Genomic DNA, 15,147 nt, shown 5'->3' with positions numbered 1-15,147 from the left:
CTCTCATCCTGATTGTCGCGCCATACCAACCTCTTCGCCGGTGAAGAAGGTGAGGGCCTCAGCTGATCTGGTCTCGTCCCAAGCTCGGAACGGCGACTGAGCCGATCCGCGACGCTTCGCCCGGCTGGCCCGGGCGGGGCATCGCTAAGCTCAAGAGCTGGCCGCGCAGAGCTTGGCGAGCCGGTGCGCATGCCGGATCGATCCCGATCAGTGAGCGCGAGCCTGACCGCCTTGATCGGCCGTCTTCGATTGGTCTCCAATACGGTTGGACGATGTCTCCCCAGTCGGGGCAGATTGCGACGAGACGATCCAGCACCGTAGGATCCCGCTCGATCTGGCCAAGCGCCTGAGATATGAGGCGACGCGGCGGAACTCCGGCTTCAGCAGGTCAATCATCGGTCGACCCGATTCTAATGAGGAGCATCTCCGAAGTGCTCGCGGCCTCTCATCAAACCTGATGAATGCCAATGGCACGAGCGTGCCGCCGTGTCGCTCAGAAGGAAGCCCTGTGACAAGCCAGCGTGAGGGCGACCGGCAGGACCACGTCAGGTTTTCGTAAGGCAGGTTGCCTATCAGCGCCGCAGGGCCTAGCAAGCCTGAACTAGATGCGGAAAAGAATATCCGACGGGAGCACCAATTGCCATGTATAATCGGATCGATGGCTCGTCCTATTTCACATCCTCTCCGCTTGACGAGGCTGATGAGCAAAACGACGCAGACAGTTTCGCGGATGCGTTTCGGCAACTGCGCTTAGCCCCGCCAAACTCCAGCGGCACTTCGTCTTCGGCAACACGGCCCTATTGGCTTGATTCAAGCCCGCCTGTCGTAGAGATCGATAAGAGGTCGTTCAGAAAAGCAGCAGAGGGCTATCACAGCGACGAAATCAGGAAAATCGCCGATAACCCACAAGAATATTCGGACTTCGTCTCTCAGAAAGCGGCGCGAACTGCAGAGGTTGCTGAGGAGTATGGAACAACTCGAGATTCTGATAACGCGCGATACTTCAGCTATCAATTGGGAAACAAGAGTGTCGGCCTTCTACGAATGGAAGGGGGCGACAGCATGACGAATTTCGACGTGGAAAAGTGGCAGGAGCTGTTTCCCGGGCGACCTGGGACGACCGCCACTGTAGATCTCCAGGTCGTTCATCCGCTTGTCGAGAACGCCGGCGATATTCTGCTCGAGCATCAACTTGGAATGGCCGGTGAACGGCCACTGCTGAATTTGCGTCCGGCTAATCCGGAGGCAAGAGCCCGTGCTGCAAAGATGGGGTTCGTCGAGGTTGACGCCGATAACATGGTTCTCGACCCAGTGAAATCAGACAAGTGGGTGAGGAATGGCGACGGCAAGTGGCAGCGAGAAGGCACCGCTTCGCGGTATCTTCGCAAAGCTGACGACAGCCAAGACCGTAAAATCGAGATGCCAGCGAGTGCTTCAACATACGATTATGAGGATGATTTCATGTGACCATGGAATCACCGGGCATTTGGCCTGGTGGAAAAAATCGATCTAGCCTGCTCCGCACTCCTCTGCGGCGGCGGCGGCGTTTAGCTCAGAGTTCCTCGTTTGGTTCAGAATGCTCTCTCCTCAGTTCACCTTGGCTTAGCAGTTGCTGATTGTTCGCGCTTGGGAAGTAGGGGCCTATTTACAAGCCTATTGCTGAGAATGCTCGCTGCGGCGACGACGTGTTTTGACTCCCGGCCGAGCGGCCGGGACGTGTGGCGCCGAGCACGTTGGACGGCTGGGACCACAACTCTTCCGCAGATGAAGCTTGCGAAGAAATAATGGCGTGGACGCCTGACGATAGTCGGTCGCAACAATGTACAGCGAAGCGGCCGCCCAATGGACAAGCCGGGCCCGCAAGCGTCAACGGACGTAACGATGCGGTGAGCACGAGCATAGTGCAGAACGCTCTCACCAGAACAGGGGTGCCCAATACATGGGGGGCTGCTGAGCGAAGCTCCATTTTCATCGTCACCGCGGTGGGGCTGCACAGTCAATCTCGTGCTTGCCGGGCCATCTCGGCGACTCCGCTCTGCAACGGAATATATAGCCTCGCTCCAGATGGAGCTAAGAAGTGCTTAGGCGCAAAGACGGCTCTGGGTCAGCGTTACCATGAGCGTTGGCGGAATGAGTCGAGTTGGCGTGCCAGCGTCTCTCGCAGGATAGTCTGTTCTGCAGCCGCCCATATCCGTAAAGCGTGGACGGGCAAGAAATTGCTGGTCGCTAGCATATTTAGACTAAGCCGGGGTTCGGACTGCGAAGACGTTGCCAGGTGGCGTGATTGCCGCCCACGAGGTTTTAGATCGGACATGAACTCAAGCTGCAGGTTGGAATCAGATACCGCCTCGGGCGCCATATGCCTTCAGTGCGCTGTCGAGGCACTTAAGTAACTCTTGTCCGCCAAATGGTTTGGCGAGGAAGCCAATTGCTCCCGCGTCCAGGGCTGACGTGCGCACACGCTCGCTGGGGAAAGCGGTAATGAAAATGAAAGGTGCTTCGTAACCACGCGTCCGCATCTGTGCCAGCAGCTCGAGCCCGTTCATAGTCGACATCTGCACATCGGTAATGACACAGGATATCTCGTTCAACTGCGGCGACCGCAGGAGCGCCTCGGCCGAAGCAAATATCTGCACGACGTAGCCACGCGATTTCAAGAGGTTCCCTGTCGCCGCACGGACTGAGGCGTCGTCGTCAACGACGGAAATCAAAGGCGTGGACAAGATGAGCCCTCCTGACTCGGGAACAGCGGCTGCCAAAGCACTAGCCACCTTCGGCGAAAGATGGGCTGGAGAGATGAAGCTGTAAAATCAAACTTGCGTTTGTTCAGGACGATTTGCGCGAAGCCCCAGCGTCTCGCTCATTCTGATCAGCTCGGCGAGCGACCGGGCACGCATCTTTTTCATTACGTGACCCCGGTAGATCTTGACGGTAATCTCGGCGAGCCCAAGTTCGGCGGCTACCTGCTTGTTCATCAGGCCGGCCGTGACCAGTTTCATCACCGCCTGCTCTCGCGGGCTTAAGGTCTCAAATAAAGACTGCAGGTTCGCGACGGTTCGCTGAGCATCCCGTCTTTTGCGATCGCGTTCGGTCGCCGCAACCACAGCATCAAGCAGTTCCTGATCGCGGAAGGGCTTGCTGAGAAAATCGACCGCGCCTCCCTTCATGGCCCTGACGGTCATGGGAATGTCGCCATGACCGGTGATGAAAATGATCGGGATGTGTATGTTCAACCTGGCGAGCTCGGTCTGGTAGTCAAGGCCGCTCAGGCCTGGCAGTCGGACATCAAGAACTAGACAGCTTGGGACGTCCGGAATTGTGCTCTGCAGCATTTCCCGGGCCGATCCGAACGCAACGACCTCCAATCCTACCTGTTTAAAAAGGTTAATAAGCGAGCGGCGCACGGAGATATCATCCTCAACGACAAAGACGATCGTCTTCGTCGAGGCCTCGGCACTGCTACCCTGACCTGGCGAGTCAAATGGTCCTGTCACTAGATGGCCTCCTTATGCACGGGCAGGACAAACTGGAAGGTCGCGCCCGGTTCATTTTTCTGAAGAAACGATAGCCGCCCTCCGTGAGCTTCCACGATAGAACGGCAGATCGAAAGTCCCATTCCAAGGCCACTCGACTTGGTGGTGAAGAAGGGATCCAAGACGTGGTCAGCGTCCTTCTCAGCGATCCCGACGCCGCAATCGGCCACGGCAAGCTGCACGCGCCCCAGATCGTCCTTGGATGATTTAATCAGAAGTTCGCGCGGCCGGTCTGTAATTGCGTCCATCGCCTCGATTCCGTTCATTACCAGATTGATGATCACCTGTTGTAGCTGAATTCGATCACCCAGGATCCTAGGCAGCACGGCCGTCAACTCGGTTCGCAACGTCACCCGGTGGCTCACCAGCTCTCGTGTTATCAGCGCAATGACGTCCCTGACGACATCATTAATGTCGAGCGGCACCATCTCAATCTCGCCTTTCTTCGCGAGTGCGCGAACACTACGGATCACCTCGCTTGCCCGGATCGCGTCTTCGATGATCCATTCCACTGAAGAGCGCGCTTCGGCAAGATCAGGAGCTTCGCGAGCCATCCATCCGATGCACGCATCGGCGTTGGTGAGAATAGCGGCGAGTGGCTGGTTTATCTCGTGCGCGATGGAGGTTGTCAGTTCTCCTAACGTCGTTACGCGCGTCACATGGGCAAGCTCCGCCTGTGCCTTTCGCAGGTCTTGTTCGGCCTGATCGGCGCGAATAATGGCTGTGATGTCAGTGCTGACGCCACGGTAACCCAGAAAATTGCCGTTTCCGTCGAAGAAAGGTTTGCCACTTGTGCGCACGTAGATCGGAGATCCCGTCCTATTCACCGTGCGGTAGACCAGATCCCGAAACGGCTGATGCGCCTGCAACGTCGCCCGGTGCTGCCGCCACTTTTCGGGCTCGTCTTCGACGTCGCACGCAATCTCCCAGCGAAGCAGGTCTATCAATCCTGTGGCCAAAATTCCTGCAGTGCTGGTGTGCTCGGATAAGCGAGTGACCCGATGATCTGGACCGGTCTCCCAGAGCCAGTCGGAAGCTGTCTCGGCGTAGTCGCGAAAGCGCTGTTCGCTTTCGCGCAGCGCGACAAGTGTGTTTTCCAGGCGTTCCCTAGCTGCGTGTTGATCGGTGACATCCATATGTGTTCCAATCAGCTCGCTGACCTTACCATCGCTAGCGACGACAACATGCGCAACGGAGTGTATACGCCGTATCCCGCCATCTGGCAGAAGAACACGGAAATCATACTCGAACCGCTCCTGCTCCTTTTCTCTCGCCTGGCGCTGCACCTCCTGTAACCGCGGCAAGTCTTCCGGATGGATGCGCGAGCGAATGGTCTCTATCGATACCGGCTCTTGCGGGTTAAAGCCAAACAGTCGATCAACTTCCGCGGAGCGATAAACGAAATCTAGACCGTGGACGTCCCAAGACCAGCTGCCTGTGTGGGTGAGATGCTGGGCCTCGGCCAGATAGGCCTCGCTGCGACGCAACTGCTGTTCTGCTCTCCTCGCTGCCGTAATATCGGTAGCTGCCCCAACAAACTCGATTTCACCAGAAGCGGTTCTCGTAAGCCGTGCCTTCGCATGGATGTGCTTCACAGAGCCGTCTGGTAGCCGCAATCGATATTCGTGCTCGAAATCGCTCAACTCCCGCATCGCTCCATCGATAACCTGTTTAACCGAAGCCCGATCATCTGGGTGAGTGCGAGCAACGACAAGCTGCGGCGAGGGAGTCGTTTGAGGATCCAATTGGAAAATCCGAAATGTTTCCTTTGACCAGAACGCCTCGCCAGTGGTGGCGTTCCAGCTGAAGCTGCCTGTATGACTCAACTCCTGCGCTTGAGCCAAATGCGCTTCGCTCCGCTGCAGGGCAAGTTCGGTCTGCTTTCGCTCCGTGACATCTTCGCAGGCGATAAGGACAATAGGCCGGTCGTCGGCCCAAAGCATGGCCTTGGCGTTTTCACGTACCCACAATACGGAGCCGTCCTTCCTGACTTTCTGGACGTCCCACGTGCGCGATTGTCCAATATCCTCAAGGCACGCCCGAATGCATTTGTGAACGAATGCGCGATCCTCCTCAAGAAATATGCAGAGCACGGAGTGGCCGATCAGTTCTGCAGGAGCATAGCCGAGTTGGGTCGCGCCGAATGTATTGACGTTAAGGACAGTGCCGGCTTCGTCGACCATGAAGTACATGGCCGGATTGTGCTCGAAGATTGCTCGCCACCGTTTTTCACGATCCTCCAAATCCGCCGCACTCCGCTGAAGCTTGACCGCAGCCACACGCGCAGCCTCTCTTTCCTGGCGGAGCTTTCCGATCAAGTACGTTCCTACGATTGACACAATAAAGAATGCGACAACCACTCGAAGATCGCGGGGGTCATCGATTTGTAGGCTGAACGCCGGCGGCGCAAAGTAGTATGCGAGAGCAGCGATTGCCATGATGCAAAGCGCGGATGACGCGATGAAGCTGCCCATCAACGAAAATAGCAAGACTACTAACAAATAGGCGAACGCCGTCGCGGCGAAATGGGCATTAAGGTACACGCAACTCAGTGTAACAGCGGCTAAGGTTATGCCGCCGAAGGTCAACTGAGGGGCTGAACGTTTAAGACTGCTGATCTGGATAGACATTTTGAGACCGTCCGGCCTGTTCTCCGGCGGGAGAGCTATAGCATTTTAGGCAAAAATGGGGCAATCCTCGACGCTTGGATCGAGCGTGTCCGAGATTGATCACCCGCGGCCGAACTCAGCACGCGCGGGGAAAAAACGCATCATAAACGTACGTATAGTTGTCCTAAATTTTTCGATGAGGCGTCGCTGACCCTGCGGCAGTCGAAGCTGAAACCTCTGCTTTGCTCCCCTGCCGATAGCCTTGCCGGCAGTCGCTCGAGCCTGCGAGCCGATGCACCCCCTTTAGGCCCGCGGACGAGGACAGCGGTTTTTGTTCAGCCGAGAGGTTGAAGCGAAACGATCAGGCGGGTCTCCGGACCGGCAACGAACAGAAACAAGCGGGCGAACCACTCATCTCGCCGGCACAGTCGGTTCTGCGGAGGAAAGCGCAACGTTCATGTGCCGAGACAGGAAGGCCAAGTTGCGCGAACCACCTGGCGATTAGGCCATCACGCCTAGCTGCGGAGGAGTCGTCTCCAATTGGTTTCGGTGGAATCGAGCGCCGACATGACACCGAACCGACGGTGTGGACGACTCGCCGCATTCAGATGGACGGTAGCCGTGACCACCCAAGGAGGCGCCTTGAAGAAGCCCCTAGTTCTTTGATCGCGTGCTTTTCAGGGGCAGCTGCCTGGCGGCGACGCGGAGCAAGAGCTGTGCACTGGAGAGCGCACGAGACAGTGCCGGCTCACCTTAAGTCGGCTTGGCCGATTCGAAGTACGAGAAATGTGTCTCTTGCATTCAGTTCGTGTTCGGATGGTGGCGGTTAAGATCCGGGACCTACTTCATTGTGCTTGTAGGGTCGATAGTGGTCGAAACTGTGGGCTGGTTGAGCCGAGCCTGCAGCGTTCCGTGCTCTAGCTCGTCTTCCCACCAGGATACGAACACGGCTGCGATACCATTGCCGATGATGTTCGTCAGGGCGCGCACCTCGCTCATGAACTTGTCGATCGAAAATACGATTGCCATGCCCGGCACAAGCGCTGGGTTTACCACCGACAATGTCGCAGCGAGGGTGATGAAGCCAGCCCCGGTGACGCCGCTCGCTCCCTTCGACGTTAGCATTGCCACGAGCAAGATCGTGAGCTGCTGGTTAAAGGAGAGATCGACCCCGAGTGCCTGGGCAATGAACAAGGTTGCAAGTGTCATGTAGATGTTGGTGCCGTCGAGGTTGAAGGAATAGCCAGTTGGCACCACCAGTCCGACGACCGTCTTCGAGCAGCCCAACCGCTCGAGCTTCTCCATCAATTGCGGCAGCGCGCTTTCGGAGGATGACGTACCGAGCACGATCAGAATCTCGTCTTTGATATAGACAAGAAACTTGAAAATCGAAAAACCGACGAGGCGCGCGATCAGGCCGAGCACCACCACAACAAACAGCGCGGCTGTTGCGTAAAACAGCGCGATCAGACCGATCAAATTACCGAGTGCTGCCGGCCCAAACTTGCCGACCGTGAACGCCATGGCGCCGAAGGCGCCGACCGGGGCCGCTTTCATTACAATAGCGATTACGCCGAACACTGCGTGCGCGACGTCGTCAATCATGCCGCGCAGCCGCTCCCCACGTTTTCCCAGAGCCATCAGAGAAAAGCCGAAAAGGATCGCGAACAGTAGAACCTGCAGAACATCCCCGCGAGCGAAGGCGCCGACCACGCTATCGGGAATGATGTTGAGAAAAAAGTCGACGGTCTTCGAAGCTTCCGCCTGCTTGACGTAATTGGCGACCGCCGCAGCATCCGGCTTGACCGCAAGGCCATGGCCGATTTGGACGAGATTGCCCATAACAAGGCCCAACAGCAAGGCAAAGCTGGACACGATCTCGAAATAGAACAGCGCCTTCACGCCGACGCACCCCACTTTCTTCGCATCCTGAATATGCGCAATACCAGATGTGACGGTGCAGAAAATAATCGGCGCGATCACCATCTTGATGAGCTTGATGAACCCGTCACCGAGGGCCTTAATCCAGTCGTTGGTGGCTAGAGATGGCCAGAGGCAGCCGACCACGGCGCCCATAAAGATCGCGATCAGCACCTGAACGTAGAGTATCTTATACCAAGCTTGCGACGCGCGTGCAGGCGCCGCAGTTGCCATGGTGGTCATGACGCTTCCTTCCCGAATATACTCGAATGTGAGCCGCCGCGCTTCAGAGGCGGCAGCGTCATACGAGACTCATCATTTTAGCCGTGTCCGATTGAAGACGGTTCCGGGAGCCGGCGCGTCCTTCCAAAGGCAGGCGTGTAGTTACGTTGTCCATTCTCGTTAAGCAAGATATGCACCAGATGCCTAAGCGGCGGCCGATTGATCAGTCGTGGACAAGTCGTCTGCCTGGGCGGGATTGGCTGAGTCGAGCGCGGACCGCATTCGCAAGGTCGAAAAAATAATTGCAGCGTAGCGCGCATTGGCGGAGTTACGTCTCGACTGGGAGCCTTAGCGTGCTCGATATGCACACAGTGCTGAGATCGATGCAACAACCCGTGGCATCGGTAAAATCGATAGTTTGGATTGCACGCATTTGCCGGATGGAAGCGCGGCTTGGAAAACAAGATTGTTCGTAAAAGCCATTGATGTAGGAACTACCGGCAAAGCTCGATGTGCACGGGGGCGTTTGTCTCCAGGCCTGTGCTGACGATCCGCATTGGCCAGGGCGGTCACGAGGCCGGCTTCGCTCACGGCCCCTCGCGCCTTTTGCGCCGTCGCAGAAGCAGCTTACAACGAGTTATCGGCTACCCGTTCCTGTTGCTGCCAAACGACGGGCTTCCTGCGGTCCGCTCCACTACCGGCGCGGCGAGCCGTCGACCAACCACACAGGGATCTCTTCGGCTGACAATTTCTAACGCTTCCTTGCAGGGCCGTCGCTGTCTGCTCGCAAACAAAGGTGCCGGAAACCTAACAGAGTGTTAGGTCCACTCCAAAGTGACGTCGCCGTCCACGCGAATTTCTCTCGCTGAGCATAGAGCTGCCACTGTTCGTACCCGGCACAGGAATTGCTGATGACAAATGAGAAGTTGCCGCCGTCATATGAACCGAAGCGGACCTGCCACAGGAGTTGTCGATGAGGCTTGCAATGCCGCTCTTGCTTGCACAAACGAAGCGCGTGAATTTGGCGGCCGCCACGAGCTGCCGCGCGACCAACGGGCGATTCGCGCCACCGCGCCGCGTGAGCCGCACGTGCAGGCCATCACTGTCAGGATACGTCGGCCCGCGCTCCCTGGCGGGCTGACGCAGATGGATGTGGTTTGGGCAGAGATTTCGCAATCCCTTGCGCTCACGATTGAGCTCGCCAGCTTGACGACCGTGATCCTTCTCTTGATTGGTGTGCCCCTGGCTTGGTGGCTAGCGCGCTCAAAGACCTTTGCGAGCGAGGCGGTGGCCACGTTGATCGCCCTGCCGCTGGTGCTGCCGCCAACGGCTCTCGGCTTTTGCGTCCTCGTTTTGCTCGGCCCCCACGGACCGGGTGGCGTTCTCGCCTCTTTCTGGGGCGAGCGCACGCTGGCCTTTACTTTCGCCGGAATCGTGGTCGGATCGGTCCTCTCGGCGCTGCCGTTAGTCGTGTAGCCGATCCGTAACGCCTTTGTTGCGATAGGCGATTTCCCCTTGGAGACGACCGGGCGCGTTTCGCCGTTGTATGCCTTCATCCCCATCACCGCGCCACTGGCGCGATTGGAATTTGTTAAAGCCGCCGTGGTTGGCTTTTCTCATACGATCGGCACATTCGGCGTCGTGATGATGATCGGCGGCAATATTCCTGGGCGCACTAAGGTGTTGTCGGCCTACGTCGTAGACTACGTCCAAGCGTCGCGCTGGCGTGAGGCAAGTGTGATTGCTGGTGGTATGGTGATGTTCGCCGACAATCTTCACTTTAGCGCTCATCGACAGACACTGTGCCAGGAGGGGCACCTAATCGTCTTAGGACTGCCGCCCGACATCCTAATGCGGGCGGCAGTCTTGCAAACTGGGCCCATCCATCCTTCCGAGGGTACAATGAACAAGCTTGCTATAGCCACGGCAGCTGCTGCATTCGCTCTCAATTCGGTGCACTCCGCGCCTCTGCCCGAAGCAGCGGCCGATGAGGTCGGCGTTTCTCAGCAGCGCCTTGCCAAGCTAGACGAGTTCTTCGCTCGCGAGATTGCAAGCAAACGCGTGCCGGGCGCGGTGATTGCAATCGCGAGAGACGGCAAGCTGATTCACTACAAAGCGTACGGCCAACTCGACCCCGTAAAAGGAAGCCCGATGCGGCTCGATGCGATCTTCGCGCTTGCTTCTATGACCAAACCGATGGTGGCCGTTGCTGGGCTCATCCTTATGGAGGAAGGTCGCCTTCCTCTACACGCCAAGCTTACGGATTACTACCCGGAATTCGCAAACATGAAGGTGGCAGTGCCACAGCATAAGGGTCATTAATATTTCAAACGCAGAGTTCTGCGATCTGCATCCACGATCTTTATCGCCACACAACCGGACTCACCTACGGTGCGCCCGACAGCTCAGACCAAGTGGCGCGTCTCTATCCCGGTTTCGCCGACCCGCCCCTAAGGGGCGATAAGCAGGCTTTCATCGAAGCGATTACCAAGCTGCCGCTAGCGCACCAACCGGGGACGGAATTCGAATACGGCTTCTCGACCGATGTGCTGGGAGCTGTCATTGAACAGGTCAGCGAACAGCGATTGGGCGACTATCTCATCCGCAACCTATGGAAGCCCATCAAAATACAAGATGCCACTTTCCGTTTGTCGGAATGGCAACGCGAGCGCCTCGCGCGTCCATTTTCGGAGGACCCGCTGACGGGAAAGCCGCAAGACATCGAACTCCTCGAAAGCCAGACGAAGTTTGACCGCGGGGGAGCATGCGCATTTGCGACAGTCGGTGACTACGTGCGCTTTGGACAAATGCTGCTCAACGGCGGGGAGCTCGATGGGCAGCGGATTCTTGGTCCGAGGACGGTGCGCCACATGATCTCCAACCACCTCGGGCCAGGAATCAAAATAAAGTCGCCAATGTGGAAGCGCACCGTGCCGGCTTCGGGTTCGGGCTTGGAGTGGCTGTACGGCTAGCCGGGGGGCTTTCAGCGGTTCCGGGCAATCCAGGAGAGTTCACCTGGACCGGCGCCTACGGCACACAATTTTTCTGCGACCCAAAAGAGCGTCTGGTCGTGGTGGTCGGAACGGCGGCGCCCGGGGAAATCCGGAAGTACTACCGCGAACAAGTCCAGTATATCGTCTATGCCGCGATACTCCGATGATTTCACTTTCCCTCGAAAAGCTCGATGATCCGTTTTGGGTAGCAGACAGGCAGTGTTGCTAATACGGATCGATGTCGAGTGAATGTAGGCGCCGTTGCCTTCTATCCGCGTCGGATGGATCGCACCAATGCTTCAAGACACGATCGCCTCCGCTGTCGCGAAGAAGCTCCTGCAAGCGGGTGAGTGTCGCGATGCGCCACGACGTCGCGCCTTGCCACCGATTGGCTTGTGCGATGAACGCTCCTAGATGATATTAAACGTCCGGTCTCTTGCCCACAGCGCCGTTGCGATGAGGTGCGAGGAGGCGCTTTTACCAAAATCAGATCGAGTTGACCAGCTCCCAAAGCAACGTCAGCGGGGCGCATCGCGGCTCGGTCCATTGCGGCCTCTCTTCCTCGCTCGACGGCCGCTTTTGGACGGGCCGCCTGTGCAGTCGCGATCATGAGAGCTTGAACGCCTCGTTGGTCAGCAATCGGCAGGCCTGATTGGGAGCGGGCAGTGCGGTGCCCGTCCACTGCGCCAATTCTATTCGACAATCGGGCTGACGAGTGTCGCGATTGTAGGTTAGTCCCCGTGCAGTGGTGAACCTTCCTGCTGATTTGTTCAAGTGCTCACATCTTCAAAACTGAACACCATCAGCATGACAGATCCATGGCAAAGGGGCTGGCACGTGGCCGGGTTCACAATTGCGCAAATTTCGGCGGTCGCTTGATGTCTTAAGTGTTTCGCTTCGCTGGCCTGGTTCTTGCTAAACGTCAGTAATTCGTAACGGCCACGACTACTCACTTGGAAGGTTTCATGGATGATGCAACGGAAACGTTCTACAGCGTGATCAGACGTCAGGGTATCACGCGCCGTAGTTTCCACAAATTCTGTAGTGTGACGGCCGCGAGCTTGGGACTTGGTTCGCTCACCGCAAGCAATATTGCCCATGCCCTCGAAACCAAACCGCGTGTGCCCGTCATCTGGTTGCACGGGCTCGAGTGTACCTGTTGCTCGGAAAGCTTTATCCGCTCGGCCCATCCCTTGATTAAAGACGCGCTGCTGTCGATGATTTCGCTCGACTATGACGATACGATCATGGCGGCGGCTGGACACCAGGCTGAGGCCATCCTGGAAGAAACCCGTGCCAAGTACAAAGGCAGGTATGTGCTCGCAGTCGAAGGCAATCCGCCGTTGAAGGAGGGTGGCATGTTCTGCATTGACGGCGGCAAACCGTTCGTTGAGAAGCTCAGGTGGATGGCAGAAGGGGCCATGGCAATCATCGCTTGGGGCACGTGTGCGTCCTGGGGATGCGTGCAAGCGGCCAAGCCCAATCCGACTGGCGCGGCGCCAATCGATAAGGTGATCACCGACAAGCCCATCATCAAGGTGCCCGGGTGTCCTCCTATCGCAGAGATCATGAGTGGTCTCGTGACGTTCATCGTCACGTTCGGAAAGCTTCCGGAGCTCGATCGCCAAGGACGTCCAAGTATGTTTTATTCCGAGCGCATTCACGACAAGTGCTATCGGCGTTCCCATTTCGACGCTGGCCAATTCGTCGAAGAGTGGGACGATAGGTACGCGCGCAAGGGCTATTGTCTGTACAAGATGGGCTGCAAGGGGCCAACCACCTACAATGCCTGTTCGGCCGTTCGGTGGAACGGCGGCGTTTCATTTCCCGTTCAATCCGGTCACGGCTGCCTCGGCTGTTCTGAGGACGGCTTCTGGGACAAAGGGTCATTTTACGACCGACTTACAACCATCAAGCAGTTCGGCATTGAGGAGAACGCCGACAAGATCGGCATGGCCGCTGCCGGGGTGCTCGGGCTAACGGTTGCTGCCCATGCGGCGGTCACCGCCGTGAAGCGGTTGACCCACAAGCCGGATCGCGCGGCCGGTAAAGGCAAACCGAGTTGAGGAGATACGACGGTGGCCATCCAGACGCCGAACGGGTTCAGTCTCGATCGTTCCGGCAGGCGAATCGTCATCGATCCGCTGACGCGGATCGAAGGCCACCTGCGCGTCGAAGCCAATCTCGATTCCGACAATGTAATCCGCAATGCGGTCTCAAGCGGGACAATGTGGCGTGGCATCGAAGTCATCCTGCGCGGGCGCGATCCGCGCGACGCCTGGGCGTTCACCGAGCGGATCTGCGGGGTCTGCACCGGCACCCATGCGCTCGCCTCCGTGCGCGCGGTTGAAAATGCACTAGGAATCGTGATTCCGGAGAATGCCAATTCGATCCGTAACATCATGCAGTTGTGCTTGCTCGTGCATGATCACCTCGTACATTTCTATCACTTGCATGCGTTGGATTGGGTCGACGTGGTTTCCGCGCTCAACGCCGATCCCAAGTCGACCTCCGCACTGGCGCAGTCTATCTCGCCTTGGCCGCTGTCATCCCCCGGCTATTTCAGAGATTTTCAGATCCGGCTCAACAAATTCTTCGGGTCAGGGCAACTCGGTCCGTTCAAGAATGGCTATTGGGGGCATCCGGCCTACAAGCTACCACCGGAAGCAAACCTGATGGCGGTAGCTCATTATATGGAAGCGCTCGACTTCCAGAAGGAGATTGTCAAGATCCAAGCTATCTATGGTGGCAAGAACCCGCATCCGAACTGGCTGGTCGGCGGCGTACCCTGCGCGATCAACATCGACGGAATCGGTGCGGTGGGCGCGATCAATATGGAACGACTGAATATCGTGTCCTCGATCATCGCCCGCTCGATCGAGTTTGTCGAGCAGGTCTATCTACCCGACATTGCTGCAATCTGCTCGTTCTATAAGGACTGGCTCCACGGCGGTGGTCTTTCGAGCAAAAGCGTGATGTCCTATGGCGACATCCCCGAAAACGCCAATGACTGTTCTGCGAAAAGTCTCAAGCTGCCGCGCGGGGTCATTCTTAATGGCAATCTCAAGGAGATACTGCCGATCGACCATGGTGATCCCGAGCAGATCCAGGAATTCGTCGCGCATTCATGGTATAAATACCCCAGCGATTGCGGTGGGCTGCATCCCTGGGACGGCATTACCGAGCCGAGTTTTAAACTGGGGCCAGAATTCAAAGGCAGCAAGACAGATATCAAGGAACTCGACGAAGGCGGCAAGTATTCCTGGATCAAAGCGCCGCGCTGGCGCGGCCACGCCGTCGAGGTCGGGCCGTTGGCGCGATACATCATTGGTTATGCGCAAGGGAAAGCCGAGTTCAAGGATCCCGCCGAGAGACTGCTCAAGCGGCTCAATCTGCCTCTGACTGCGCTGTTCTCGACCCTTGGCCGTACAGCGGCGCGGGCGCTCGAATGCCAGTGGGCGGCGCATCAGATGCGTTATTTTCAGGATAAGCTCGTAGTCCAGCTCAAGGCAGGCAATACGGCAACTGCCGACGTTAGCAGGTGGCGCCCGGAAAGCTGGCGTAAGGAGGCCAAGGGTTACGGGTTCACTGAGGCGCCTCGCGGTGCACTCGGCCACTGGATCAAGATCAAGGACGCTAAGATCGACAATTATCAATGTGTCGTTCCGACGACGTGGAACGGTTCTCCTCGGGATTCCAAAGGCAATATTGGCGCTTTTGAAGCTTCGCTGATCGGTACCCCGATGGCCGATCCGCAGCGGCCCCTGGAGATCTTGCGCACGATCCATTCCTTTGACCCGTGCTTGGCTTGCTCGACCCACGTGATGAGTCCTGAGGGCCAAGAAATGGCTTCAGTTAAAGTGCGTTAGG

At 57.4% G+C, this 15,147-nt stretch carries 7 protein-coding genes and 2 pseudogenes; 5 read left to right on the top strand and 4 right to left on the bottom strand.

What is annotated here, in order from left to right:
* Positions 1 to 642 precede the first annotated feature (642 nt).
* Entirely contained in the window at positions 643 to 1,467 is an 825-nt protein-coding gene (locus ACM43_RS12790) for a hypothetical protein (RefSeq protein ID WP_036031251.1), read from the top strand.
* 869 nt (positions 1,468 to 2,336) lie between these two features.
* On the opposite strand, the gene ACM43_RS12785 is transcribed toward ACM43_RS12790, so the two are convergent.
* From ACM43_RS12785 to dctA, 4 genes are all read right to left on the bottom strand, one after another.
* Positions 2,337 to 2,723 (bottom strand): response regulator transcription factor, encoded by a 387-nt coding sequence (locus tag ACM43_RS12785; RefSeq protein ID WP_036031300.1) that lies wholly within the window; start codon positions 2,721 to 2,723, stop codon positions 2,337 to 2,339.
* An 87-nt stretch (positions 2,724 to 2,810) separates the two neighbouring features.
* A complete protein-coding gene (locus tag ACM43_RS12780; protein WP_036031254.1) occupies positions 2,811 to 3,494 on the bottom strand; it encodes a response regulator transcription factor in 684 nt (227 codons plus the stop codon).
* Entirely contained in the window at positions 3,494 to 6,163 is a 2,670-nt protein-coding gene (locus ACM43_RS12775) for a PAS domain S-box protein (protein WP_271540366.1), read from the bottom strand. The genes ACM43_RS12780 and ACM43_RS12775 overlap by 1 nt, the downstream gene beginning before the upstream one ends.
* A gap of 819 nt (positions 6,164 to 6,982) precedes the next feature.
* Positions 6,983 to 8,305 carry a C4-dicarboxylate transporter DctA gene (dctA, locus tag ACM43_RS12770; protein WP_050996256.1) on the bottom strand — a complete coding sequence of 441 codons (1,323 nt, stop codon included), beginning with the start codon at positions 8,303 to 8,305 and terminating at the stop codon, positions 6,983 to 6,985.
* A gap of 1,125 nt (positions 8,306 to 9,430) precedes the next feature.
* On the opposite strand from dctA, the pseudogene ACM43_RS12765 reads away from it, so the two are divergent.
* The 4 genes and pseudogenes from ACM43_RS12765 to ACM43_RS12740 all read left to right on the top strand — a co-directional run.
* A pseudogene (locus tag ACM43_RS12765) lies at positions 9,431 to 10,051 on the top strand (molybdate ABC transporter permease subunit); the annotation flags it as partial.
* 135 nt (positions 10,052 to 10,186) lie between these two features.
* Positions 10,187 to 11,444 (top strand): annotated as a pseudogene (locus ACM43_RS38620) (serine hydrolase domain-containing protein).
* A gap of 798 nt (positions 11,445 to 12,242) precedes the next feature.
* The gene (locus ACM43_RS12745; RefSeq protein ID WP_124163592.1) at positions 12,243 to 13,343 is read left to right on the top strand and encodes a hydrogenase small subunit; all 1,101 of its coding nucleotides are present in this window, start codon (positions 12,243 to 12,245) and stop codon (positions 13,341 to 13,343) included.
* 12 nt (positions 13,344 to 13,355) lie between these two features.
* Positions 13,356 to 15,146, top strand: coding sequence for a nickel-dependent hydrogenase large subunit (locus ACM43_RS12740; protein WP_271540364.1), 1,791 nt, complete (start codon positions 13,356 to 13,358; stop codon positions 15,144 to 15,146).
* Position 15,147 lies beyond the last annotated feature (1 nt).

Source organism: Bradyrhizobium sp. CCBAU 45321, from assembly GCF_028128975.1.
GTDB classification, from domain to species: domain Bacteria; phylum Pseudomonadota; class Alphaproteobacteria; order Rhizobiales; family Xanthobacteraceae; genus Bradyrhizobium; species Bradyrhizobium yuanmingense.
The sequence above is the reverse complement of the archived record's forward strand: the minus strand, read 5'-3'. Positions and strand labels throughout refer to the sequence as shown.